The organism is Paenibacillus sp. MAH-35 (assembly GCF_058135425.1).
This window is the reverse complement of sequence record NZ_JBYUPU010000008.1, coordinates 64,695-89,085: the sequence shown is the minus strand read 5'-3', so window position 1 is coordinate 89,085 and position 24,391 is coordinate 64,695. Positions and strand designations below refer to the sequence as shown.

Genomic DNA, 24,391 nt, shown 5'->3' with positions numbered 1-24,391 from the left:
GGGTTTTGGAGGTTTTTTAAATTATTTCGTCATTTCTCCGTTGTCGTGACTGAACTGCCACTCGAGGCCGAACTTATCGACGAGACTGCCGTAGCATTTGCTCCAGAACGTTTCCTGAAGCTCCATCCGGACCGTGCCGCCTTCTTTCAGGCTATGGAAGTACGATAGGATATTGTCGAGATTGGAGCTGACGACGGCGAGGCTTATGTTGTTTCCCTGGACGAACGGCATGCCCGGAAAGACGTCCGAGAACATCACGTTGCTGCCGCTGATCTGGAGACGGGAGTGCATGACCAGATCTTTGGCTTCCTCCGGGAGGGTGTAGTCGGGGGGCGGCGGCGCTTCTCCAAAGGTCATAATATGCGGCTGCTCCGTAGCGAACACTTTAGCGTAGAACAGTACGGCCTCCCTGCAATTACCGTTAAAATTCAAGTAAATATCGACAGACACTTGCTTCACTCCTCGTAACCGGATTTGGAAAGGGCGAAAATTGTTGTCCAACAAAATTGTATCATTGATCTGCCTTCTGAGCCAACCTCCTAAGCGGCGATGATCTGTAAAGGTTGTATGGACTGCACCTGAATCTCAGCGGGTCACCTCTAAGGGAAAGCTCAACTTGACTCATCAATCCAATATTCCCCCTGTGTTTCCCGATTAAACTTGTGCAGACGCATTTCGGCTGCATCCGGGGCGGGTCATGGAGAGGACAGCAGACGGTTATGCCGGAATATCCGAATGTAGGCTGCGGCATCAACAATGTCCGCGGAGGGCGGCAGGGTTAGATGGACCGGAAGCGGGGATAGCCAAATGGGGTGCCATTCGGTATACTGTAATTGATAATCATTATCAATACATTTTGATCAACGTGATCAATAAACCGAGGTACACATGAAAACGGAAACCGGTATTCATCGGAATTATATTCAATTTTTTGAAGGGCTCGAACTGCAGCGGAATCCGGAGGACGGTACGGAACCGATGGAGCTCCGGTCCCGGATCGGAGCGGGCTGCTTAAGACGCGTCATCCCCGGTAGCGGGATGAATGTGGTCGTGTCGGATATGACGTTTAACCGCGACTACACGATCTCGCATCGTACCGATGCAGCGATGGTGGAGCTGAGCTATTGTCTGCAGGGCAGCAGAACGATCACGATCGGCGGGAAGCAGTATGCGTTCTCGCCGGGGATGTGCATGTTGCAGCTCGTCCGGGAGCTCGGAGTCCATTTCGAGTTTAACGGGGAAGAGCCTTATCTGATGCTGGCGATCGGAATTCCGGTGTCCACCTTCCACCGGTTTATGGAGGATGCAGCCGGCACCCGGCTGCTCGACTTCTCCTCCCTGCTCGGGACGTCAGTATACCGCAACTTCCAGGAGTCGATCGATCCGGCGTCTTCCGTCAAACTCAGCCGGCTGATGCTGTCGCTTCAGGAGCGCGGCACCAGCAAGCTTGAACTGGAATGCCGCGTGCTCGAGCTGTTGTCCTCCGCCGTCCAGTCTTTGCTGGTCGAGCGCAAGCAGCCGTCGCTGCCCGGCGGCGACAGGGAGAAGATTGAGCGGGCGCGTGACATCATCATGGCCCGCATGGCCGATCCGCCTTCGCTGATCGGACTGTCGCGGATGGTCGGCTTGAACGATTACAAGCTCAAAGTAGGTTTTAAGGAAATGTACGGCACGACGGTATACGGCTATTTGCGGGAAAAACGTCTGGAACAAGCACTGCTGCTCCTCCAGCAGGGCGGCATGAACGTGTACGAGACGTCGCTAACGGTAGGGTATTCGAACCCCAGTTACTTTGCCGAAGCGTTCCGGGTAAAATACGGAGTACCTCCGGGGAGTCTCGTCCGGCGCTCCACAGCGTCACCCGATTTTGGCAACTCCTAAGCCGCTTGGCGGAAGGACGGAAAACTGCTCATTGGAGCAGTTTTTTGAGAGCTCGGAATGTACAAATTCTTCACTGTGGTAAAGCAGGGGAAGTGCCCCTTGCTTGTCAAGCCAGGACGTGCCGCCCAAGTTGCTTATCGCAGCCGTTCGGCGCTTTGTCCCGCCGCTAGCTGAGGGAGGGGAAGGGGAAGCGAATAGGAGCGGTTTGCAGCCTTTAATTGTTCCGAAAACCGGCGTGGAGGCGGAATAAGAGCGGTTTGAAGCTGCTATATCGGCGAAAAAGGCGCAGACCCCTTCAGATGGCGGAAATAAGGGGTACAAATCGCCTCCAATGGTCTCATTCCTCCCCAGATGCCGAAAATAGAGGATGCCAGAGAGGCTGTCGATTCATTGTGTAGAAGTGTTCGCAGGCCGTTCCAAGTGAAAAGTTACCTTCTTCTACTCAAACAGGTTGTCCGGAATCCCTTGATTGAATAAGGTTTGTAAGGTAGGGGATTCCAGACAAAACTCGCCAGAAGGTAATCTTTTCCCTTTCCACTTGGTTGTCCATAATGAATCGACAGCCTCGCCAGAAACTCTTATCTGGTTAGGCAGCAGCCTGTAGGCATGTCGTCTCAGCGAAGCCCAACGCGATCCATTTGCAAGAAACGGGCTTACGGGCTTGGCTTCATTCGGATTCGGGTTATTCTCGCATCCCCTCATCAACGAGCGACTGAGCGAAGGTACCCATTCCCTCCCACGCGCTGGCGGATGGGTTTGTACGCCTCCCAAAAAAGTTTGCGAAGACCGCACTTATTTCACTCCCACGAGCAGGTGGATGGTGTGCACATCAAAGGAACGTCCGAGACTTCACCGGACGTTTTTTCTTGTCTGCACGCTCGGCCGGTTCGGCAACTCTGTACGGCAACATGAGCTCCTGCCAGCAGAGGATAACTTTACCCGGAATAGATGGAACCGGCTGCTGCGGATAACGGAAAGGGCAGCAAGGAGGCGGACAGGGCCAAATCGCATCCGTCCAACCGTCAAAATAATCCGGCTAGAGGTAGAGAAAGGGCTTGGGCCCATTGTATCATTAGTTCGTTCGATGATAATGAATCTCATTTACATGCTAGGTGTCACCGGTCTGTTGGCCCGCGGCAGGAGAACAGCGGCCGTCTCGTCCAAAGCCTCGCCATACACGGCGGACAAGGCCCGGTGGATTCTAAAAGTTGGAGAGGATGTTAACTCGTATGAAGATATTTCGGAAGACGAAGGTGGTTTGTATAAGCTTGATGCTCGCAACCCTGTTGTTCGGCTGCAACCAAGCGGACGACACGTCAGGCGAGGGGGGAGGAGCGGCTGCCGCTCCGGACTCCGCACAACAGACGCACACGGTACGGGACGCGAAGGGCGAAGTCGTCATTCCCGCCAACCCGAAACGGATCGCGGACGTTTCCGGCTCTACGGAGGAGCTGCTGGTGCTTGGCTTTCAGCCCGTACTTACGGGAAATACCGATATGGGCAATCCGGCCGAGGTTACTCCGCTGCTGAAGAGGGAGTTGAAAGGAAAAGTAGCCGTCGGCGGCTGGTTTCAGACGGATGTGAACATCGAAGCGATAATGGAGGCGAATCCTGACCTCATCCTGGCCGGGCCCACCCAGGAGAAAATCGTGGAGCAGCTGTCGAAAATCGCGCCAACCGTACGGGTGCCTCACGGGTTTAACGCTTTCCGGGAACGGTTCGCCTTCGTCGCCGGGACGCTAGGCAAGACCAAGGAGATGGAGACATGGCTGGCGGAGTATGAACAGCAGGCGCTCCAGCAGCAGAAGCGGATTACGGCGGTGACCAAGGACGAGACGTTTGCAGTTGTTGAAGCGACGCAGAAAGAGATCCGGATCTACGCCCGTACCGGCATCGCCGATCTGGTATACAGTGATTTGAAGCTGCCGAAGGCGCCGGGCATCCCGGACCCGGACCCGTGGGGCGGCAAGGTGACCAGTCTGGAGGGGCTTTCGACTTTAAATCCGGACCATCTGGTGCTGTTGACGGACAGCTCCGAGAACGTGCTGGAGAAGAGCAGCATATGGAACGGACTGAAGGCGGTCAAGGCGAGTAACGTGTACCGGATGACGAGCCGGCAAAACTACAACGAAGCTTTTTTCGCGCTAGGCAAACAAGCGCTTCTGAATCAGCTGGCCGAGGATATCGCGAAGCCGAAAAAATAAACGGAGGAACGAGGGGAGGAGTACGATGTCATCCAAGATGGGGTTGGCCCGGCTGTTCGAGATCGCCGGGGAAAGGCGCGGGCTGCTGATCGTCTCCGGTCTGCTTTCGTCGGTTAGCGCACTTTGCATGCTTGTGCCGTATGTGTCGGTTTACTTTATTTTAAAAGAAGTGCTGGAGCATGCCGCGGACCCGGTTTCCGCTGACGGGGGAAGGATGATCCGCTGGGGCGTTATCGCCTTGATCGGCCTGATCGGCGGTCTGGCGACGATGTATGCCGGCGGGATGGCTTCGCATATTGCCGCTTTTCGTATTTTGTACGGCTTACGAGTCAAGCTGGCGTCCCATATCGGCAAACTGCCGCTCGGCTGGCTGACCGGCACGTCGACGGGAACGGTCAAGAAAACGTTGGAGCACAACGTGGAGAAGGTGGAAACGTTCATCGCCCATCAGCTCCCCGATCTCGTTCAGGTGGCGGTTACGACCATCCTGATGATCGCCGTCATGTTCACGCTGAGCGTCCCGCTCGCCGTCGCCTGCCTTATCCCGATCGCGCTTGCGTTCGCGGTCCAGACGTTCATGATGAGCGGACCGAAAAAGAAAGAGCAGGTCAAACTGTATTACGATTCGCTCGACCGGATGAACGGCTCCGCCGTCCAGTATGTGCGGGGGATGCCGGCCGTCAAAGTGTTCGGGCAGACGGTGCATTCGTTTCGCGCCTTTTACGCGGATATGGTCCGGTACCGGGATCATTGCGTGAAGCATACCGATTCGTTTCAGAACGGATATTTGATGTTCAAAGTGATATTGGGTTCATTCGCCGCGTTTATTTTGCCTGTCGGGGTTTTTATGATGAGCCGGGAACCGGGCAGTGTCGCGTTCGCTTCCGTGCTGTTGTTTTTCCTGATCATGGCGCCCGGCGTTTCCGCCCCGATGTTCAAAATTTTGTTTCTGACTTCTATGCTCCGGGATATTAACGAGGGGGTCGAGCGGATCGACCGGATTTTGGCGGAGCAGCCCGTGCCGGAGACGGGCAAGCCGATACGGCCGGACTCCTATGACGTCATCTTCGATCAGGTCTCCTTTTCGTATGGCGGGAATTCGGGTGGCGGCGATGCGCTGACGAACATTACGTTTACGGCGAAGCAGGGGGAGACCACGGCGCTCGTAGGACCGTCGGGTGCGGGCAAGTCGACGGTGGCGGCGCTCGTGCCGAGATTTTGGGACGTGGGGACGGGAGCGGTAAGGATCGGCGGCATCGATGTGCGGGATATGGCGACTCCCGATTTGATGAATACCGTCGCCTTCGTCTTTCAGGAGTCATTCCTTTTTTACGATACCGTCTATGCCAATATCGCGATCGGGCGCCCGGATGCGAAGCCGGAGGACGTATACGCTGCGGCGAAAGCGGCTCAATGCCTGGACTTTATCGAGAACCTCCCGCACCAGTTCGATACGTTGATCGGGGAAGGCGGCGTATATTTGTCAGGCGGCGAGGAGCAGCGGATTGCCGTAGCCCGGGCGATTTTGAAAAACGCCCCTGTACTTGTCCTGGACGAAGCGACCGCTTTCGCCGATCCGGAGAACGAATACGAGATGCAGCTGGCGCTTCAGGAGCTGGTGAAAGGGAAGACGGTTCTGGTCATCGCCCACCGACTGTCTACGATCCGTGATGCCAGACAAATTCTCGTTCTGGACGGAGGACGCATCGCGGAGAAAGGGACGCATGGCGAGCTGCTCGCTGCGGGCGGCTTGTACAACCGGATGTGGCGGGCGTACCGAAACGCCGGAGAGTGGCAGATGAGCAAGGACAAGGAGGCTGTGCCCGGACATGAACATGCTGCGCAACATAACCGCGGGTAATCCCCGTGCTTTACTCAAGCCCGTCTTGTTAACGTCGCTCGCCAATCTGGCGGGAATCGTGCCTTTTGCGCTGCTGGCGGAAGCGGCCAGGCTTCTGTTCGAACCGTTTGCATCTCCCGGAGCGGCGTTCGATACGGTACGGCTTTGGTGGGTGTGCGGAGCGATGGCGGCTTCGCTGGTGGTGCTGTACCTGTGCGAAATACCGGCGTACAAGGCGCAATTCCGCAGTGCATACAGCGCGGCGGCGGAAGGGAGAGCGCGGCTGGCCGAACATCTGCGCAAGCTGCCGCTCGGCTACTTGAACAAGCGCGATCCCGGCGATCTGGCGGGTATGATGATGGGCGACTTTACGATGCTGGAGCACGGCATCTCCCATCTTGTCCCGCAAATGATCGGCGCGGTCGTCATGCCGGTTGTCGCGCTCGCCGGTCTGGCGCTGCTCGACTGGCGGATGGCGCTCTCGCTGTTCGCCGCGCTTCCGGTTGCCGTCCTGCTCGTCCTGGCGACCTCCGGACTCCAGCGGAAGCTCGGCTCCCGGCATATGCGGGCCAAGATCGGCGCGGCGAACCGGTTCCAGGAGTATTTGAGCGGCATCCGTGTCATCAAAGCGTACAATATGACCGGAGACCGGTTTGCCCGGCTGGAACGTTCGTTTCTGGACCTTATGCGCGAGAGCATCCGGCTTGAGGGGACGCTCGGACCGGTCGTGCTTAGCGCGATCGTTTTCATCCGGGCGGGGCTTACCCTGATGGTCATCACGGGGGTATACATGCTGCTCGGCGGAAGTCTGGATCTTGTCGTATTCGTCGCCTTTCTTCTCGTCGGTACCCGGTTGTTTGATCCTTTGACGACTGCGCTTACCAGTTATGCGGAATTCCGGTACTACGAGCAGGCGGGGGAGCGGATCGTACAACTGATGCAGGAGCCTGTCATGCAAGGGGATCAGCCGCCGCCGGAAGGACACGATATCGAATTCAGGCAAGTCACGTTCGGCTATCTCGACAAGCCAGTGCTGAGAGACGTGAGCCTGCGCATGCCGTCCGGCTCCTTTACAGCGCTCGTCGGCCCGTCGGGAAGCGGGAAAAGCACCGTGCTCCGGCTGATTGCCCGTTTCTACGATCCGGACCAGGGGGAAGTGACGATGGGCGGGCAAAAGATCCGGACGATCGATCCCGAGGCGCTGCTGAGCAAAGTCTCGATGGTGTTTCAGGACGTCTATCTGTTTCAGGATACGATAGCGAATAATATCGGGTTTGGCCGGAGCGGCGCGACGCGCGAAGAGATCGAAGAAGCGGCGCGGCTTGCCTGCTGCCACGAATTTATAAGCAAGCTCCCGCACGGTTACGATACGATGGTCGGCGAAGGCGGCAGCACGCTGTCGGGCGGCGAGAAACAGCGGATCTCGATCGCGAGGGCGATGCTGAAGCAGGCGCCGGTCGCCCTGCTGGACGAAGCGACGGCTTCGCTCGATCCCGAGAACGAGGCGGATATCCAGCAGGCGATCGACCGGCTCGTGTCAGGCCGGACGGTGGTCGTTGTCGCTCATCGGCTGAAGACGGTCCAAAGCGCCGACTGCATTGTCGTGCTGGAGCGAGGGCAAGTCGTCGAGCAAGGACGTCATGACGAGCTGATGGCCGTTAACGGCCTGTACGCCCGCATGTGGAGACGGCAGCACGAGTCGGGCGATTGGCGGATCGGGACGAGAGAACCGGTGTAACGATAGGCGCTCCTTTTGCCAAGTCTTCAACCGCATCCGCTATGACGCTATCTCAAAACGAAACGAACCCCCGCTGGCACCGGCCGGCGGGGGTTCGCTATTTCCAACCATGCAGTCGCTTTCGAACTTATGCCGTCGTAATCGACAGCGTCCAGCCGCCGGCAATCGAACCGTCCGAAATTTGATCCACATCGTCGACGATAAAAAGCTGCCACGTTCCATTCGGCGACTGGCCGTTGAATACGTTAAGCAATTCTCCGTAAGGAGGTGTCGGAGCGGGAAGCGGGACGTGATCGTCGGCGGATACACGCTCGGCTGGTACGTTCCGGAGACGAGCGGACCGGCGTCTGGGATTTTGGCAGCCGCGCTGTCGTCAAAGGTGATCGTCTGGTTGACGACAGCGGCGTCTCCTCCCGCGCTTGCCATCAAGTAACAAGTTTGCCCCTGCGGTCCGACAAGCAGCATGCTGTCCGGTCATCGATAACGGGGGGAGCGTGCGGCATACATTGGAGGGGCGGCGGTACGTTTTACCGAATCAAGCGGCAGGCGTCCCGGGCAATTAGGTACAAGGACCCGCAGACCTTTCGTTGTTGAAAATTTATAATCGTTTTCAAGGGAATGCGAATCATACTACATCATTTGGTTATGGCGGTGAAGCAACAGTGGAACAACAGACGAAAATCACAACGATTGCGGAGGAGATCGCGGATGCGGTCAACAGGTGGTTCGATCAGATCGAGAAGAAGGATGCCGGGGAGATTGTAAGACGCACGACGCTGCAAATCGGCATCCACGATTATTTGCGCTTCGAATACAAGGACGGCCGCATCCGTCTTTATTCGTATGACGATGATTTCGGCTCGCCGGAAGTGGAGGAGCAGGGCAGCCGCTGGACGGAACCTTTGACGAAGGAGGCGATCGGAATCGGGCTGCTGCCGCAGTTGCAAGAGCATCTGCTGCTACGGATCACGCGTTACCCATCGAATCCGCTGCTGAACTACAAGTTTACCGTAATCGGCGAATTCACGCTGGCGGACGGCAAACTCGTCGTCCCGGTCGTGGACTATGTCGATGAGGGGAAAAAAGCACAGCTGCTGCTAAGGCTCGACCAATACATACAGAACAAGCTGCGCAGCGGACAGTATCCTACGAAACCGCTGGAAACCTTTTTTCTATCGAATCATTTGGTAGATCCGGGCTTGTATCCGAACGTTGACGCGGCCGGCATCATGAGCCTGTACGAGCGGGTCATCGAGCTGAACAAAAGCAGCAAGGAGAAGCTGGCCGAGCATCGGGCTACATTTATCCGCGCGTTGAGCCAGTGGACGGAAACCGTCTTCCTCCCGCGGCACTTCGATTGCAGGAAGGAACAATGGGGCCTCCCGGTTTACACGATGAAAGCAATCGGCGAGCAGCCGCCCGTAGATCCGGAGCAGATGGAGCTTGCGCTGCACACGGCGATACTCATTATCAAACACGAGCCGAATTACAGCAGACAAACGGGACTGGACTTGCTCGAGCGGCTGAAGGAACTCGGCAGCGACAAGGCGGAACGGATCATGAAGGAAGGCAGCGGCACGATGGATGCGGCGGTTGTCGGATATCGGGACGATCTTCTGGAATGCCGGGCCAACGACGTATTTTCGACCGTGACGATGCAGATCAAGAAGGAGTGTGCCGACAGTTACGCCAAAGCGATCGATTTTATATGCAATTTGCTCGAAAAGGGGTTTTCCAAAAGCTACCGGATCAAGCTGAAGTCTCAAGCCAAGCACGTCCTCCCCGTACCGGGACTGGACAAATCGCAAACGCACCGGTTTTTCGCCAACGCGTTGCAATATGCCGAACTGTATCCGAAGCTGGAAACGTACGCGAAGCTCGCGATCGCCGAGTATGAATGGTATGACGATACCGAAGGAGAGGCGTGCTGCATGCCCGGTACGTATGCCGTATTCGGACTGGGGCTTGCGGACCGGCGGTATTTCCCGTTGATCGAATCGTATATGCGTTGTGTGGACGAAGAGCATCAGTCGGTGCAGACGGCTTTCACCCTGACCTTCGTCAAACAGTACGGAATCGACGAGTCGACGATCTCGACCGTAGCGGCCTGTCTTCTGAAGTGTACGGAAGGCCGATTCGCCAAGCAGCTCGCCAAGGAGCGGGCTTTGTTCGAAAACGAAGCGGTCCTGCAAGCTTTGGCTGCTGTCATTCAAGGTATGGAGCCGTATGAGGCCGAGCATCTCGTAGATATCGTCTGGGGCGGCGCAGACAAGCTGCAGGCGCGAGTCCGCAAAGAAAAAGGAGAGCTTGCGCCGTTATTAGCCTCCATCCTGTCATTCACGGACAAGAAACGTCGCCTTCCCTGAAGGGAGTGTGTGTTCGGATGGCTGCCACTTAGGGATGCCTCGATCCGAAAGCGAATCTGACTATTCGCTTTCGGATTGAGACATCCTTTTTGGGTTAAGTTGAACCGTGCAACCCGTCAAACTGTTGCCCCCGTTAAACTGCAAGAATAAATAAAGGTGTTTTCTGCAAACTTAAGGGATGGAGATCGTTTCCTGACTAATCGGCGATGATTCCGAAAAGGCGGTGAGGAAATTGGTGAAAAACGGTTCGATCACATTTGCGCAAACGATTATGATCATGATGCTGGGAACCGGTCTTATGAATCACGTTATCGTGATACCGGTTTTAATGGAGGTAGCAAAACGAGATGCATGGGTAAGCGTTATATTGGCCGGCGTCATCAATATAGCATGGGTGGCATTGCTGTATACGGCTTTATCTAAAACACGCCATATTCATGTATTTGAATGGCTGGGGAAAGCTTATTCCCCGGTACTTGCGAAAATGCTCGCGGGGGTAGCCTGTCTGTATATGCTGCTTCTGTGCGCCATCACCCTGCGCGATACCTCGACCTGGATTCATCTGACCTTTTTGCCTAAAGTTCCTATATTCGTTTTGGCCTTGTGTTTCGGAGTCTTATGCTTGTTTAACGCCTACGCCGGGATCCGCTCGATCGCGAGTATGTCCGGATTATTGCTGCCGTTTGTCGTGGTGTTCGGATTTTTTGTAATGACGGCCAATATTCCGAATAAACGTTATGCACTGCTGCAGCCAATTCTAGAGTCGGGCATGAAGCCGGTCTGGAGCGGGACGATTTATGTGGCGGCAGGGCTGATCGAGATCGTGTTGCTGCTGTTTCTGCAGCAGCACATCCGTTCGACGTATTCTTTGTGGCATGTGCTCGTTTTAGCATTCATATTGACCGGCTTGACGATCGGTCCCGTCATGGGAGGGATCGCGGAGTTTGGCCCGGAGAAACTGGCGATGTTAAGATATCCGGCGTTCGAAGAATGGAGGCTGGTCACGATAGGGCGTTATATTGAACATGTGGATTTTCTTAGCATCTATCAATGGTTCTCCGGCGCATTTATCCGGATCTCACTTTCGATGTTTCTATTCGCCGATATGCTGAGTATCCGAAAACCCCGGAGTAAGAAAACCGTATTCACCCTCGTCTTGCTGGTTTCCGTCCTTTTTACTGTTTATGCGATCGGAGACGACCAGTTCCTTGATATACTGCGCGATTATGTGCTTCCGGCCGTAGTAGCGGTTATTACGGTTTACACGTTAATGCTTATCGCGCTAATCCATGCCAAGAGAAGAAGGGGGGAGAGTCATGGCTGATTATAAGTGGGATGAGGCAAATCTTCGCGATTTATTTACGCTGTGCGCGGATGTCAATTTCGAAAAGTATGAACTTTCGGGCTCTAACGACAGCGCCCCCGCTTCCGTACTGCTTATTTACTGCAGCGGCATGTGCAATAATGCGGATATCGATCGTTACGTCTTGCCGGGCATTCTGGAGCTGTACCGGAAACATACGATATCGAGCAGCATGCAGCTGGAGGAACATCTGAAGCTCAGGACCAGGCCGGTCGACGATCATTTACATTCCGAGAATATGGTACGGGACATATTTAGCGGCCAGTTGCTTCTTAGGTTCGAACCGCTCGGGAAGCTTTTCGCGATCGACTTGGCGGATCCGCCTAAACGAACGACGGAGGAGCCGAACACCGAAGTTTCCGTCAGGGGGCCGAAAGACGGTTTTACCGAGGAAGTCAGTGTTAACCTAGCTTTAATCCGAAAGCGGCTGAAATCGAATCAACTGGCGGTCGAGTCATTTACTTTCGGAAATGAAACCGAGACAAAGGTCTATCTATTGTATATGAATAACAAGATCTTGCCGGAGATAGCAAGTGAAATCCGTTGCAGGCTGGCGAAGGTGAAGCGGACGGAACTGATAAGCTCTACGCAGCTGGAGGAGACTTTAGCCGGCTTTTCCCTGTTTCCGCTGTTTGCTTATACGGGTCGGCCCGATTTTGCCGTTAATTCCTTGATGCATGGGCGGTTTATCCTCCTCGTGAATGGCTCGCCCACGGCCTCGATCGCCCCCGTCACTTTAAGCTTTTTGCTTAACACGTCGGAGGACGCACACACCCTGAATATATTCGTTATGTTTACCCGGATGATGCGCCTGGTCGGACTGCTGCTCTCTCTCTTCTTGCCGGGTTTTTGGATCGCGCTGCTTGCTTATCACCAGGACCAGATTCCGTTCTCGCTGCTCGCCACATTGGTCATATCCAGACAAGGAGTTCCATTGCCCGTACCTTTGGAGGCGTTTGTTATGCTTCTCTTGTTCGAACTGTTCCGCGAAGCGGGGATGCGTCTGCCTTCCGCATTCGGACAGACCTTGTCGGTTGTCGGCGGATTGATCATCGGCCAAGCCGCAATTAGTGCGGGAATTACAGCGCCAGGTATTCTGGTCATTGTAGCGATATCGGTGCTCGCGACCTTTACGCTGGTGAATCAGCATATGGTCGGCATCGTCAGCCTCTTGAGAGTGGGAGTATTGCTGATCAGCGGTTTTTTGGGCATGTTCGGGTTCCTTTTTAGCCTGCTGGCCATTGCGTTATACCTGGTTAACCTGAAGTCGTTCGGCATTTATTACATGGAACCGCTTGCGCCGCCGAGCTTGAAGGATGTGTGGAAAGTTTGGTTCCGTATTCCATGGGGGAGGCAATTCAAGGTACCGGGTATTCTGCAAGGAATGAAACGATCGGGGGGAGGTAAGCGGCGATGAGAGTGTTTCGCTCCTTCATAATTGTTGTCCTGTTCTCCGTTACGTTGTCAGGCTGTTGGGGAATGCGGGAAATCGAGCATATGAACTACCTCAACTCGGTTGGCATAGATTATCGTGATGGGAAAATTGTATTTTACGGGCAAATTATAAGCTATTTTAACGTCGCCAAAAAAGAGGGCGGGGATCCGGGACAAAAACAGATCATCTCGACCATGAAGGCGGAAGGCGATACGTTTGACAAGGCGGTATTCAACATGTATACAACCACTCAGCAACGTGTTGCATGGAGCCATGTCAAAGCTTTGGTATTTACCGAGCAGGCATTGAAGAAGAATATTATCGAGCAAGTATTTGACGTATGGGACCGCTATTACGAAAACCGCTATACCATCTGGATTTTCGCTACGAAGGAACCGATTGAAAAAGTGCTCGAAGCAAAGCCGGCTCAAAATATTTCTGTCGTTTATTCCCAATTAAACGATCCGACGAATGTATATTCGCAAAGCTCGGTCGTGACACCGATCTATTTGTACGACTTTATGCGTACATGGTATGAGAAAAGTCAATCGTTGAAAATTCCGTATTTAACCATTGATGAGAACTGGAAAGAGAATGGAAAAATGTTGCCGAAGCTCCAAATCAACGGAATAGGTGTATTTCAAAACGGGAAATACAAAGGGTATATACCGCGCATTCGACTTCATGGACTCCGATGGTTAACCAAAAAAACGGACCGAACTCCGCTCTATGTTAAAGAGAACGGTAAAAGCGCTGATGAGTCGACGCTCGTTATGGAAAATGTAAAACCTAAAATCAAAGCTGAAGTCCAAAACGGAAAAGCCGAATTCAAGATCGAGGTTAGGACCAAAGGGAACATTCCGCAGTTGCTGCAGCCATTGTCACAGCAAAAACTGGAAAAACTTGCAGCCGCAAAGATTAAAGCTGAAATCGAACAAACCTATATGGAAGGGCTGCGACTTGATTCGGATCTTCTGGGTTTATCCGAAGCCTTATTTCGCTCCAAGCCGAAGCAATGGCACGAGCTCGCCCGAAACGGCAAACTGCCTCTGGAGCCGGACTCGCTCGTTTCAATCGAAGTAAAAGCGAGCATCCTGAGCGGCGGAATATCTAAAATCAAGCAAGAGTGACAACGATACGAATATTACTTCTGGTGCGGTTAGACCATGGGCGATGCCAAATGGTTTAGCCGCTTTCTCATGTCAGACCGTTATTCCCGCTCAAACGAAGCAATGCTATTTTTTTCCTTAAAGAATAGGTTTATTTGATATTGACAGCGGTCGAATTCATCCTTTAATATTAATACCACTGGAGAATATAAATCGAAAAAAACATAAAATCTTAAAAAACATCAGTTTTTTCACTGTGAAAACGTTATAATTTTCATTAATTTGTTCACTGGTGAAAATAATGGAGAGATGGATAGTGAAAAAGCACGATCAGGATTTTATGAAAAGGCAAAACCGGCTCACTGTTTTTGAAATCATCAAAAACCAGCAGCCGATCTCCCGTGCTTCCATCGCCAAGCAGACCGGCATGAGTCCCACTACGGTAAGCCGCATCGTCGGCGAGCTGACGGAAGAAGGGTACCTGCTCGAAACCGAACAAGTATCCGCCGGCTTGGGCCGCAAATCGACGCTGCTAGCGATGGTCGATGCTGCCGTGTTGTCTGTCGGCGTCGAGCTGGACCGTCATCGCATCCATATCGGCATCGTGGACATTCAGGGTAAGGTGGTAGCCAGCGGCACGTATCCGCGTGCGGCGGATGAAAGCGCTGAGATTACGCTGGAGAGGATCGGAGCCGAGATCAATCGCCTGACCCATGAAAATGAGATCGACTGCGCCCGCCTGATCGGAATCGGTATCGGCCTTCCCGGGATCGTAGACAACGACAACGGAGTCGTCATTTTCTCCGTCCAGCTTGGCTGGAAAAATGTCCGTCTCGCCGAAAGGTTGAAGGAAATTACCGGATACGACGTGGCGGTGGACAATGAGCTCAAAGTGAAAGCGCTTGCTGAACATTTGAAGGGCGCCGCCATCGGCTCGAACCGTACCGCGCTGCTCGGCTTCGGCAACGGCGTAGGTTCTGCGCTTATCGTCGAAGGGGAGATTTACCGCGGTAAAACGAACAGTGCCGGTGAAATCGGCCATACGACGATCGACCCGAACGGGATGATGTGCGACTGCGGGAAAGCGGGCTGCCTGCAAACGTATATCAACATTCACTCGCTGCTGGTCGAAGCGAACAAGACGCATCCGGTCCGCACGATTGAAGAGTTGTTTGAAGCGAGGCGGGCGGGGGAACGCTGGGCCGTTTATTTGATCGACCGGGCGCTTATGTACATGGCGATTACGATTAATAACGTCGTATGCATGTATAACCCGGACAGCGTTATATTAAGCGGAGAGCTGGCGGACAAGTTCCCGGAAATTTACCAGGAAGTTGTGGAGCTGTGTATCACCAGATTCGTCTGGGAGCCGCTGCGCGGAACGTTCACGATTCTGCGTTCGGAGCTAAGCGAGCAAGGCGTCGTCATCGGTTCCGGATTGATGTCGCAAAATTGTTTTTTTGCCTTGGAGTAGACGGGACCGCAAATGGTTGAATTTGGGAGGGAACAAGATGAGGTTCATACCTTTAGTAGAAGAATACCGGGGCGGCGTGCTGGAGAATGTAAACTATGGAGCCGTTGCCGTTGTCGACGAGAAAGGCAAGGTCCTGTACTCGGCGGGCAATCCGGAGCATCTTACGTTTTTGAGATCGGCGGCCAAGCCGTTTCAGGCGATTCCCGCGATGAAGCGGCGGGTCGAAACCGTATATGGCCTTGAAGGCCGTGAAGCCGCACTGTTTGCGGCATCCCACCGGGGTGAAGCGTTCCATATCGACGCGCTCGAATCGATGCTTCGCAAAACCGGCATTTCGGAAGACGCGCTTCACTGCTGCGCGACGTACCCGCTGAACGAAGACGCGAAGGCGCTCCGGCATCAGACCCATGAGCCGAAGCGGAGAATTTTCCACAACTGCTCGGGCAAGCATACCGGTCTTATCGCCCTGTGCAAACATATGGGCTGGGACGAGCGGACGTACTACGATCCGGAACATCCGGTTCAGAAGGAAATCGTTCGGACACTAGCTTATTTCGCCGAAGTGCCGGAAGAGTCGATTCCGCACGGTGTCGACGGCTGCGGCTTGCCGATCTTCGCGCTTCCGCTGCACAAAATCGGCTACTCTTTCTTGAAGCTCGCTTGCCCGGATCTGATCGAAGATGAAGAGACGCGCGATGCCGCTGCAAGGATGGCCAAGCTCATGAATGAATATCCCGACATGATAGCGGATACACGGTTCGTATGCTCCGAGCTGCTCAAGGACCCGAATTTGACGGCCAAGGGCGGGGCGAAGGGGGTATACGGCATCGGTCTCCGGAAGGAACGGCTGGGCATCTCCCTGAAAGTATCCGACGGCTCCGAGTTAGTATGGCCGTGCATCATCGCCTCGATTCTGGAGCGGATCGGGTATGACAATCCGGAGACGATCGAGCGGCTGTACAAGCTGGTTCCCAATACGATCGTTAACGACGGGGGAACGGAAGTCGGCGAACGCCGGGCGGTATTCGAACTCAAGCTTAATCGAGAATAACTTCCTGATCTGCGCCAAGGCGGGGGGCGGGACAGTCCGGATCGATTCACATACGGGCCTGATCCAACTTCCGCGTGCGGCGCAGGGCAGGAGCGATTCTATACAAACAAACACCTTGGGGAGTGAAACAAAAATGAAGGCTATGGGAAGAAAAACATGGTCGATGCTGATGCTGCTGCTGATCGTAGCGGTAGTGGCCGCAGGTTGTGGTGGCAAAGCCGGCAACAAAAGCACAGAAGGCGCTAACGCCGGTCAAGGCGAAGGCAGCAAAACGGTTTCCAAAAACAACAAGGACATCGTAGTTGCCATCAATGCCAACTTTATTACGCTTGATCCCCACAATACCAGCGATACCCATTCGATTACAGGCGCTAGAACCATGTACGAAGGTTTGATGGGCTTCGACGAGAACATGAACGTCGTGCCGGTATTGGCCGAATCGCACAAAATCAGCGAAGACGGTCTCGTATATACGTTTACGCTGAAGGATAACGTCAAGTTCCATGACGGCACTGATTTCAACGCCGAAGCGGTCAAGATCAATCTGGATCGTCTTCGCGACGAGAAAAACAACTTGAGACTTCGCAAAAGCTTTGCAAAAGTTACAAATGTAGAAGCTAAAGACGCCAAAACGGTTGTCATTACGCTGAGCGAGCCGTATAACGCCTTCTTGAACAAAATGGCGATGGCTCTGATGATCAGCCCGAAAGCTTTGAAAGAGCAAGGCGAGAATATCGGTAAAAATCCGGTAGGAACCGGTCCGTTCAAATTCAAGGAATGGGTGCAGGGCGACCGTCTCGTAGTCGTGAAAAACACCGATTACCGTCAAAAAGAGCTTCCGAAAGTCGATAGCATTACGTTCAAGCCGGTACCGGAGAACGGCTCGCGGATCGCGATGCTGAAAACCGGCGAAGCGGACTTCATCTATCCGATGCCGACCGAGCAAGTTTCCGAAGTGGAAGGACAGAAAGATATCGTCGTAGACAAAATCGATTCGACCATTGTCCGTTACGTGACACTGAATACGATGAAAAAGCCGTTTAACGACGTGAAAGTGCGTCAAGCGATCAACTACGCGATCAACAAAGATGCGTATATCAAAGTCGTTAAATCCGGTCTGGGAGCGAAGCTGAATTCCACGATGTCTTCCAAAACCCAGTACTACTCCAAGCAATCCGGCTACGAGTACGATGTAGAGAAAGCGAAAAAGCTGTTGGCCGAAGCCGGCTATGCAGACGGATTCACCGCCGAAATCTGGGGCGAGAACGATTCCGAAACGATGAAAGGCATGCAGTTCATTCAGCAGCAGCTCGCGCTTGTGGGCATCAAGCTGGAAGTGAAATCGATGGAAGGCGGCACGCTGTCGCAGCAGATCAACTCGGCCAAAACGCCGGAAGAAGCGAAGATTCAAATGTGGTATGTAAGCTGGTCCCCGTCGTCCGGCGATGCCGACGGCGCGACAAGAGGTTTGTTCAGCAGCGAGATGTTCCCTCCGGCCGGAGCGAACACCGCTTATTACAAAAACGCGAACGTCGACAAATGGATTGCAGACGCGAACAAAGCAATCGATCCGAAGCAAGCCGGTTCGATCTACGCTGACATCCAGAAGCAAATTTGGGAAGATGCGCCATGGGCGTTCATGGGTGTTGACCAGGTCATCTCGGGCAAGCGCGCTTACCTGAGCGGCGTCAAAGTATACCCGGACGGCTCTATCAGCGTTCGCGATGCCGAAGTGAAGTAATTAACGTTGGATTGGATAACGGGGCCGTTTCTGTATATGTTGCTGCGGAAGCGGCCTCTGTTATGTACTTAGCATACTGAAGGGAGGCTCTCGTGTTGGGGAGATACGCGTTACAAAGACTTCTTGGAGTCATTCCTCTGCTGTTTGTCGTATCGGTGCTCGTCTTTTTGTTCATCCATTTGATCCCCGGCGACCCGGCGCGGCTCGTAGCGGGGAAAGATGCTACGCTGGAAGAAATTAACGGCATACGCGAGCAGCTTGGGCTGAACTTGCCGCTGTGGCAGCAATATTTGAACTATATGGGGAAACTGTTGTCGGGCGATCTGGGCAGTTCGCTGCGCTCCGGCTTGCCGGTATCGGACATGCTGATAAGCAGATTGACCCCGACCGTCATTCTTACATTTACAAGCCTCGGCTGGGCACTGGTGATCGGCTTGCTGATCGGAACGATCTCGGCCGTATACCGCAACCGCTGGCCTGATTATACCGGGATGCTGACGGCGATATCCGGCATTTCCGTGCCGGGCTTCTGGCTGGGTCTCGTTCTGATCCAGATCTTCTCGGTACAGCTCGGCTGGTTCCCGACAGGCGGCGTGGATTCGTGGAAATCGTACGTATTGCCGTCGCTTACGCTTGGAGCGGGCATTATGTCCATGCTGGCCCGATTCTCGAGATCGTCGATGCTGGAAACGATGAGAGAGGACTATATCCGGACCGGGCGCGCGAAGGGACTTCGGGAGTTCGTCGTCGTCGGACGCCATGCGCTTCGCAACTCGCTGATTCAGGTCGTAACCGTGGCCGGTTTGCAGTTCGGATTTTTGCTGGGCGGTTCGGTTATGGTGGAGACGGTGTTCAGTATTCCGGGTCTCGGCAGACTGCTGGTCGACTCGATCGCTTTCCGCGATTACACCGTTATTCAAGCTCTCCTGTTATTGTTTGCCACCCAGTTTATTTTAATTAATCTTATCGTCGATTTGCTGTACGGGGTACTCAATCCGAAAATCCGGTATGCGTCGAACTAGGAGGAGATCTGAATGAACAACAATTCGACGAGTGTGGGGGCCGGTTCCTCCGAGTCTGGAGCAACAATCCAGATAAAGCGACCGAAAGGCCGGCTGGCCCAGTTTTTTCGCAATTTCAGCAAACAAAAAATATCGCTGGCGGCAGGTGTATTCATCCTACTGCTGGTGATCATCGCGTTATTCGGTCCTTATCTGACTCCCTACGACCCGAACGAACCGGATTACGACGCGCTGATGACTCCTCCGTCGGCCGCTCATTGGGCGGGAACGGATGAGTACGGCCGGGATATTATGAGCCGGCTTATCGACGGGACGCAGTTGACGCTTGCGGTCAGCTTAAGCGCGGTGTTTATCGCGGCGGTGTTCGGTACTGTGCTCGGGCTGCTTAGCGGTTATTACGGGGGATGGCTGGACCGGCTCATTATGCGGGGCAGCGACGTGCTGTTCTCGTTTCCCGATCTGCTGCTCGCGATTGGAATCGTCGCGATACTGGGTCCGGGCTTGTCCAACGTGGTAATTGCCGTGGCGGTGTTCGGCACGCCGTCTTTTGCAAGAATCATTCGCAGTGTTACGTTATCGGCCAAAGAAACGTTGTTCGTGGAAGCGGCGCGGTCGATGGGCGCCAAAAACGGACGTATTATATGGAAGCATATTTTTCCGGAGACTGTCCCGAGCATTATTGTGAATGTGACGATGAAAATCGGCGGTGCGATATTGGCCGCATCTTCGCTCAGCTTTCTCGGTATGGGCGCCAAGCCGACCGAGCCGGACTGGGGAGCCATGCTGAGCATGGGGCGGGACTACTTGAGTATAGCTCCGCATATTGTGTACATTCCCGGAGCGGCGATCTTTTTGACCGTACTTGCTTTTAACCTGGTTGGGGACGGACTGCGTGATGCTCTAGATCCCAAAGCGAAAAAATAAGGGGAGGGCCAGACCGTGACGCCTAGATTGCTTGAAGTGCAAGGATTGAAAACGGAGTTCAGACGCGATGGCGGCAGCGTAATGGCGGTGTCCGGCGTTGACTTTCACATAAATAAAGGCGAAGTATTGGGCCTGGTCGGCGAATCCGGCTGCGGCAAAAGCGTAACCTCCTTATCGATCATGCGGCTGCTCAAGGATACGCCGGGACGGATCGCCGGAGGCGCAGTCCGCTTTCAAGGCACCGATCTGACCCAGCTGAACGAGAAGGAGATGCGGCGGTTTCGCGGGAACGAACTCGCGATGATTTTCCAGGAGCCGATGACTTCGCTGAACCCGGTGTTGCGCATCGGCCTTCAACTGGAAGAGCCGATTATGCTGCATCTCGGATACAGCCGGAAGCGCGCGAGGGAGCATGCGATCCATACGTTAAAGCTGGTCGGGATTCCGCGCGCCGACGAGGTGATGAACGATTATCCGCACCAGTTGTCCGGAGGAATGAGACAGCGGGTGATGATCGCAATGGCGATGGCGTGCGGTCCGAAGCTGCTGATCGCCGACGAACCGACGACGGCGCTCGATGTGACGATTCAGGCGCAAATTCTCGATCTGATGAAACGGCTGAAGGAAGAGCAGGAGATGGGCATGCTGCTGATCACGCACGACCTGGGCGTCGTTGCGGAGATGTGCGACCGCGTCGTCGTCATGTACGCCGGGCGGGTCGTCGAAGAAGCGTCGGTGACCGACCTGTTCGAGCGGCCTCAGCACCCGTATACGAAAGGCTTGATTCATTCCGTGCCGAAGCTGCGGCAAAAAGTCCGGAGGCTCGAGTCCATCCCGGGCAACGTCCCGGATCTGAGCGCGATGCCGAAAGGCTGCAAATTCGCACCGCGTTGTCCGCATGTAATGGATCACTGCCTAACGGAGGAGCCGCAGCTACTGCCCCTCGCAGAAGCGGCGGACCGCAAAAGCCGCTGCTGGCTGACGGAGCCGGTTCAGGAAGGAGGGAGAAGCGAATGAAAGAGACGCCACTTATCGAAGTCAAAGGGCTGCAAAAGTCGTTTACGATCAAAAAAGGCTGGTTCGGTGTTACCAAACATCTGAAAGCGGTGGACGGCATCACATTCGCGATCCGCAAAGGAGAGACGTTCAGTCTGGTCGGCGAGAGCGGCTGCGGCAAGTCGACGACGGGCCGGCTGATCACGCGTCTGCTGAAGCCTAACGGCGGCGAAGTATGGTTTAACGGGCACAACATCAGCGATTACACCGATAATCAGATGCGGCCGCTGCGCAAAGATATGCAGATGGTATTCCAGGACCCGTACGCTTCGCTGAATCCCCGGATGAAAGTGAAAGAGCTTGTCGCCGAGCCACTGCTTATTCATACGAAGCTTGGCACGAAAGAACGGGACAAGCTGGCGCATGAGCTGCTGGAGACGGTAGGTCTTAGCAGCTTTCACGCCGAGCGCTACGCCCATGAGTTCAGCGGGGGCCAGCGGCAGCGGATCGGCATCGCGCGGGCGCTGTCCGTCCGTCCGAGCCTGATCGTGGCGGATGAACCCGTATCGGCGCTCGACGTGTCCATCCAGTCGCAGGTGCTGAATCTGCTGCAGGATCTTCAGGAAGAGTACGGACTGACGTATTTGTTCATCTCCCACGATCTGAGCGTAGTCGAGCATATTAGCGACCGGATCGGCGTTATGTATCTGGGTACGCTGGTGGAGACGGCCGAGAAGGACGTGCTGTACGATCGTCCGCTTCATCCGTATACGCAGGCGCTGCTCTCATCCGTGCCGGTACCCGATCCGAGCCTGAAGAAGGAACGGATTATTCTGAAGGGCGATCTGCCAAGCCCGGTAGATCCGCCGTCCGGCTGCAGGTTCCACACCCGATGTCCGTCCTGCATGGAGATCTGCAAGGTGAAGGAGCCGGTATTCAAGGAAGCGGAGCCGGGTCATCAGGTTGCTTGTCATTTGTACGACGAAGAGGTCATGAGAACGGCCAAGTAAGGCTGCCGATACAGCCGGTATTCCACCATCACTGTTGAAGAAGGGATTGCCATGTTGATTACAATCGATAAAGCCGGATCGTCGGACGTCCTCCTGTATCCGGCGTATGCCGGAGAAACATTCCCGTATCCGCTCAGCGAAGCGCGGAAGCGGCCGGGAACGATGACGTGGCTGTACAAGCGGACGGAAGGCGAAGCGGATATGCTCTCCGCAGGAATGGGGGAGCGGAGCCGATCGACGCTGGAGCGGGTACGCCGTGCAGGCGGAGCCTCGGCCCGCTCTTTGCTGCTGGAAGGACGCAATGCCGGAACGCTTGTTGGAAGCCTGGAGCCCCTCGCAGAGCGGGAGATCGTCCGCAGCAAGGAAGTGGCGGCGGAATGGCTGCAAGCGTGGATCGAAGGCTGGCTGCTTGGCTTATACCGGTTCGACAAGTACCGGGGCGTTACGAAACTCGCCGGGGAAGTCCGCCTCAACCTCCGGTCGGAAGATTGGAGCGGGCTTACGCAGGCGGAACTGGATGAGGTGATCCGGATCGCCGCCCATCGCGCGGAAGGCGCCAACCTGACACGGGATTGGGTGAACGAGACGCCCGGGGCATTAAATCCGGATACGTTCGTTCAATGGACCGAGGAGCTGTTCAGGGACAAGCCGGTCGGCATCCGCATCTACCGGGGGCAAGAGTTGGCCGATCGCGGCATGAACGGCTTGCTGACCGTCGGAGCCGGAAGCTTGTATGCGCCGGCGCTGATCGAGCTTACGTACGATGGACTGCCCGGCTCCACCGAAGCGCCGACGCTTGCGCTGGTCGGTAAAGCGATCACCTTCGACATGGGCGGCATGAATGCGAAGACGGGTCGCGATATTAGCGACGCCCGGATGGATATGGGCGGAGCGGCGGCCGTCATCGGAGCGATGGACATCCTGGTCCGGCAGCGCGCCGGGACTCGCGTCACGGCTCTTATCGCCGTAGCGGACAATTTGCCGGACGCCCGCTCTACGCTGCCTTCTTCCGTCATTACGTATCCGAACGGCTTGACCGTTCAGGTGGCGAACACCGACGGAGAAGGCCGCCTCGTGCTGGCCGACGCCTTAATCCATGCAGCCGGACTTGGTGCGGCGCAGGCGATCGACATCGCTACGCTGACCGGCAACGTTGGAGACGCGCTCGGTCTCGGGATCGCCGGGATCTGGGGCGATACCGCGATGACGCGGATGTTGGTCGAGATCGGCGAACGCAACGGCGAGCGGCTGTGGCCGATGCCTTTGATGGACGACTATGAATCGGAGCTGAAAAGCCATTATGCCGATCTGCGCAACGTAGGCACTTCCACGCTCGCCGGAGCGATTGTCGCAGCGCTGTTCATCCGCCGGTTCGTCGCCGAGCCGATGAGCTGGGTCCATATCGATATGGCCGGCACGGTGCAGTACAAGCAGGACGTCGGGTATGCCGAAGCCGGAGCTACCGGTTACGGGGCCAGACTGCTTGCGGATTATGCCGTTCACTATGCCCGTCAACATAAATCGGACAATCGGGAGATTTCGTCATGAAATTAGAAGTGATCGCCACTTGTATGGAAGATGCGCTTACAGCCGAACAGAACGGCGCCGACCGGCTGGAATTGATTACGGCCGTTACCGAAGGCGGATTGACACCCGGCATCGGTCTCGTGCAGCAGGTAGTCCGCGGGGTAGGCATACCGGTTCATGTGATGGTCCGGCCGCACAGCCGCTCTTTTGTATACAGCAAGCACGATCTGGATACGATGATCGCAGAGATTCAGGCGATTGCCGCCGCGGGAGCGGCCGGTATCGTAGTCGGCGCCTTGACGTCCGAAGGCGTGATCGACGAAGCGGCGCTTGAGGCGTTACTTCCATGGGCCGCCGGGATGCAGGTCACCTTTCACCGGGCATTCGACGAGCTGGAGGATCAGTTGGCCGGATTGCAGACGCTGCTTCGTTATCCGGCGATTACCCGCGTACTTACGTCGGGCGGACCGAAGCCCGCTCCGGAAGCGGTGCCGGCGATTTGCGAGCTGGTCGGGGCGGCTGAAGGATCGACACTGTGCATCCTGGCCGGCAGCGGACTGACGGTGGAAGGAATTGAAACGTTTATTGAACAAACCGGGGTGAGCGAGGTGCATTTCGGGTCGGCGGTGCGTTATGGCCGCTCTTCGTTATCACCGATCGATCCTGTACAGCTGAGGGCTTTATCCGACAGCCTTCTTAGATTCGGCTGA

20 protein-coding genes are annotated in these 24,391 nt (G+C 55.1%); 18 read left to right on the top strand and 2 right to left on the bottom strand.

The genetic code is table 11. The features are described 5' to 3' along the window. Positions 1–21: 21 nt before the first annotated feature. Positions 22–450, bottom strand: a complete 429-nt coding sequence (locus tag AC3Y2E_RS10985; RefSeq protein WP_379210076.1) for a VOC family protein — start codon at positions 448–450, stop codon at positions 22–24. A gap of 438 nt (positions 451–888) precedes the next feature. Here AC3Y2E_RS10985 and AC3Y2E_RS10980 point away from each other — a divergent pair, with 438 nt between their 5' ends. The 4 genes from AC3Y2E_RS10980 to AC3Y2E_RS10965 all read left to right on the top strand — a co-directional run bounded on the left by AC3Y2E_RS10980 (position 889) and on the right by AC3Y2E_RS10965 (position 7,663). Then, positions 889–1,881, top strand: a complete 993-nt coding sequence (locus AC3Y2E_RS10980) for a helix-turn-helix domain-containing protein (RefSeq protein ID WP_379210074.1) — start codon at positions 889–891, stop codon at positions 1,879–1,881. Between the two features lie 1,229 nt (positions 1,882–3,110). Beyond that, positions 3,111–4,085: an ABC transporter substrate-binding protein gene (locus tag AC3Y2E_RS10975; protein WP_379210072.1), complete on the top strand. Its 975-nt coding sequence runs from the start codon at positions 3,111–3,113 to the stop codon at positions 4,083–4,085. A gap of 25 nt (positions 4,086–4,110) precedes the next feature. Next, complete coding sequence (locus tag AC3Y2E_RS10970) at positions 4,111–5,946, top strand: ABC transporter ATP-binding protein (protein WP_379210069.1); 1,836 nt, start codon at positions 4,111–4,113, stop codon at positions 5,944–5,946. Further along, the gene (locus tag AC3Y2E_RS10965) at positions 5,915–7,663 is read left to right on the top strand and encodes an ABC transporter ATP-binding protein (protein ID WP_379210067.1); all 1,749 of its coding nucleotides are present in this window, start codon (positions 5,915–5,917) and stop codon (positions 7,661–7,663) included. The genes AC3Y2E_RS10970 and AC3Y2E_RS10965 overlap by 32 nt, the downstream gene beginning before the upstream one ends. Before the next feature lie 127 nt (positions 7,664–7,790). Here AC3Y2E_RS10965 and AC3Y2E_RS10960 read toward each other — a convergent pair whose 3' ends face one another. Further along, entirely contained in the window at positions 7,791–7,916 is a 126-nt protein-coding gene (locus tag AC3Y2E_RS10960; protein WP_379210065.1) for a hypothetical protein, read from the bottom strand. 36 nt (positions 7,917–7,952) lie between these two features. On the opposite strand from AC3Y2E_RS10960, the gene AC3Y2E_RS10955 reads away from it, so the two are divergent. From AC3Y2E_RS10955 to AC3Y2E_RS10890, 14 genes are all read left to right on the top strand, one after another. Further along, the gene (locus AC3Y2E_RS10955) at positions 7,953–8,096 is read left to right on the top strand and encodes a hypothetical protein (protein ID WP_379210063.1); all 144 of its coding nucleotides are present in this window, start codon (positions 7,953–7,955) and stop codon (positions 8,094–8,096) included. A gap of 229 nt (positions 8,097–8,325) precedes the next feature. Beyond that, a complete protein-coding gene (locus AC3Y2E_RS10950) occupies positions 8,326–10,029 on the top strand; it encodes a DUF6138 family protein (protein WP_379210061.1) in 1,704 nt (567 codons plus the stop codon). A gap of 235 nt (positions 10,030–10,264) precedes the next feature. Next, the gene (locus AC3Y2E_RS10945) at positions 10,265–11,353 is read left to right on the top strand and encodes a GerAB/ArcD/ProY family transporter (protein WP_379210324.1); all 1,089 of its coding nucleotides are present in this window, start codon (positions 10,265–10,267) and stop codon (positions 11,351–11,353) included. Next, on the top strand, positions 11,346–12,809 hold the full coding sequence (locus AC3Y2E_RS10940) for a spore germination protein (protein WP_379210059.1): 1,464 nt from the start codon (positions 11,346–11,348) through the stop codon (positions 12,807–12,809). Before AC3Y2E_RS10945 ends, AC3Y2E_RS10940 begins: the two co-directional genes overlap by 8 nt. After that, complete coding sequence (locus AC3Y2E_RS10935) at positions 12,806–13,957, top strand: Ger(x)C family spore germination protein (RefSeq protein ID WP_379210057.1); 1,152 nt, start codon at positions 12,806–12,808, stop codon at positions 13,955–13,957. Before AC3Y2E_RS10940 ends, AC3Y2E_RS10935 begins: the two co-directional genes overlap by 4 nt. 295 nt (positions 13,958–14,252) lie before the next feature. After that, positions 14,253–15,410, top strand: a complete 1,158-nt coding sequence (locus tag AC3Y2E_RS10930) for an ROK family transcriptional regulator (protein WP_379210055.1) — start codon at positions 14,253–14,255, stop codon at positions 15,408–15,410. Positions 15,411–15,447: 37 nt separating this feature from the next. Beyond that, a complete protein-coding gene (locus AC3Y2E_RS10925; protein WP_379210053.1) occupies positions 15,448–16,461 on the top strand; it encodes an asparaginase in 1,014 nt (337 codons plus the stop codon). 133 nt (positions 16,462–16,594) lie between these two features. Further along, positions 16,595–18,202 carry a glutathione ABC transporter substrate-binding protein gene (locus AC3Y2E_RS10920; protein WP_379210051.1) on the top strand — a complete coding sequence of 536 codons (1,608 nt, stop codon included), beginning with the start codon at positions 16,595–16,597 and terminating at the stop codon, positions 18,200–18,202. Positions 18,203–18,297: 95 nt separating this feature from the next. After that, on the top strand, positions 18,298–19,224 hold the full coding sequence (locus tag AC3Y2E_RS10915) for an ABC transporter permease subunit (RefSeq protein WP_379210049.1): 927 nt from the start codon (positions 18,298–18,300) through the stop codon (positions 19,222–19,224). 12 nt (positions 19,225–19,236) lie between these two features. Further along, entirely contained in the window at positions 19,237–20,148 is a 912-nt protein-coding gene (locus AC3Y2E_RS10910) for an ABC transporter permease (protein WP_379210047.1), read from the top strand. Between the two features lie 15 nt (positions 20,149–20,163). Then, positions 20,164–21,165 (top strand): ABC transporter ATP-binding protein, encoded by a 1,002-nt coding sequence (locus AC3Y2E_RS10905; RefSeq protein WP_379210045.1) that lies wholly within the window; start codon positions 20,164–20,166, stop codon positions 21,163–21,165. Beyond that, entirely contained in the window at positions 21,162–22,154 is a 993-nt protein-coding gene (locus AC3Y2E_RS10900) for an ABC transporter ATP-binding protein (protein ID WP_332070962.1), read from the top strand. The genes AC3Y2E_RS10905 and AC3Y2E_RS10900 overlap by 4 nt, the downstream gene beginning before the upstream one ends. Positions 22,155–22,205: 51 nt before the next feature. Then, positions 22,206–23,702 carry a M17 family metallopeptidase gene (locus AC3Y2E_RS10895; RefSeq protein ID WP_379210042.1) on the top strand — a complete coding sequence of 499 codons (1,497 nt, stop codon included), beginning with the start codon at positions 22,206–22,208 and terminating at the stop codon, positions 23,700–23,702. Beyond that, positions 23,699–24,391 (top strand): copper homeostasis protein CutC, encoded by a 693-nt coding sequence (locus AC3Y2E_RS10890; RefSeq protein ID WP_379210040.1) that lies wholly within the window; start codon positions 23,699–23,701, stop codon positions 24,389–24,391. The genes AC3Y2E_RS10895 and AC3Y2E_RS10890 overlap by 4 nt, the downstream gene beginning before the upstream one ends.

Bases quoted from the DNA above. Each gene is read 5' to 3' on its own strand.
- AC3Y2E_RS10980 (WP_379210074.1), top strand. From the start codon at position 889: ATGAAAACGGAAACCGGTATTCATCGGAATTATATTCAATTTTTTGAA.
- AC3Y2E_RS10975 (WP_379210072.1), top strand. From the start codon at position 3,111: ATGAAGATATTTCGGAAGACGAAGGTGGTTTGTATAAGCTTGATGCTC.
- AC3Y2E_RS10970 (WP_379210069.1), top strand. From the start codon at position 4,111: ATGTCATCCAAGATGGGGTTGGCCCGGCTGTTCGAGATCGCCGGGGAA.
- AC3Y2E_RS10965 (WP_379210067.1), top strand. From the start codon at position 5,915: ATGAACATGCTGCGCAACATAACCGCGGGTAATCCCCGTGCTTTACTC.
- AC3Y2E_RS10940 (WP_379210059.1), top strand. From the start codon at position 11,346: ATGGCTGATTATAAGTGGGATGAGGCAAATCTTCGCGATTTATTTACG.
- AC3Y2E_RS10935 (WP_379210057.1), top strand. From the start codon at position 12,806: ATGAGAGTGTTTCGCTCCTTCATAATTGTTGTCCTGTTCTCCGTTACG.
- AC3Y2E_RS10925 (WP_379210053.1), top strand. From the start codon at position 15,448: ATGAGGTTCATACCTTTAGTAGAAGAATACCGGGGCGGCGTGCTGGAG.
- AC3Y2E_RS10920 (WP_379210051.1), top strand. From the start codon at position 16,595: ATGAAGGCTATGGGAAGAAAAACATGGTCGATGCTGATGCTGCTGCTG.
- AC3Y2E_RS10910 (WP_379210047.1), top strand. From the start codon at position 19,237: ATGAACAACAATTCGACGAGTGTGGGGGCCGGTTCCTCCGAGTCTGGA.
- AC3Y2E_RS10900 (WP_332070962.1), top strand. From the start codon at position 21,162: ATGAAAGAGACGCCACTTATCGAAGTCAAAGGGCTGCAAAAGTCGTTT.
- AC3Y2E_RS10895 (WP_379210042.1), top strand. From the start codon at position 22,206: ATGTTGATTACAATCGATAAAGCCGGATCGTCGGACGTCCTCCTGTAT.
- AC3Y2E_RS10890 (WP_379210040.1), top strand. From the start codon at position 23,699: ATGAAATTAGAAGTGATCGCCACTTGTATGGAAGATGCGCTTACAGCC.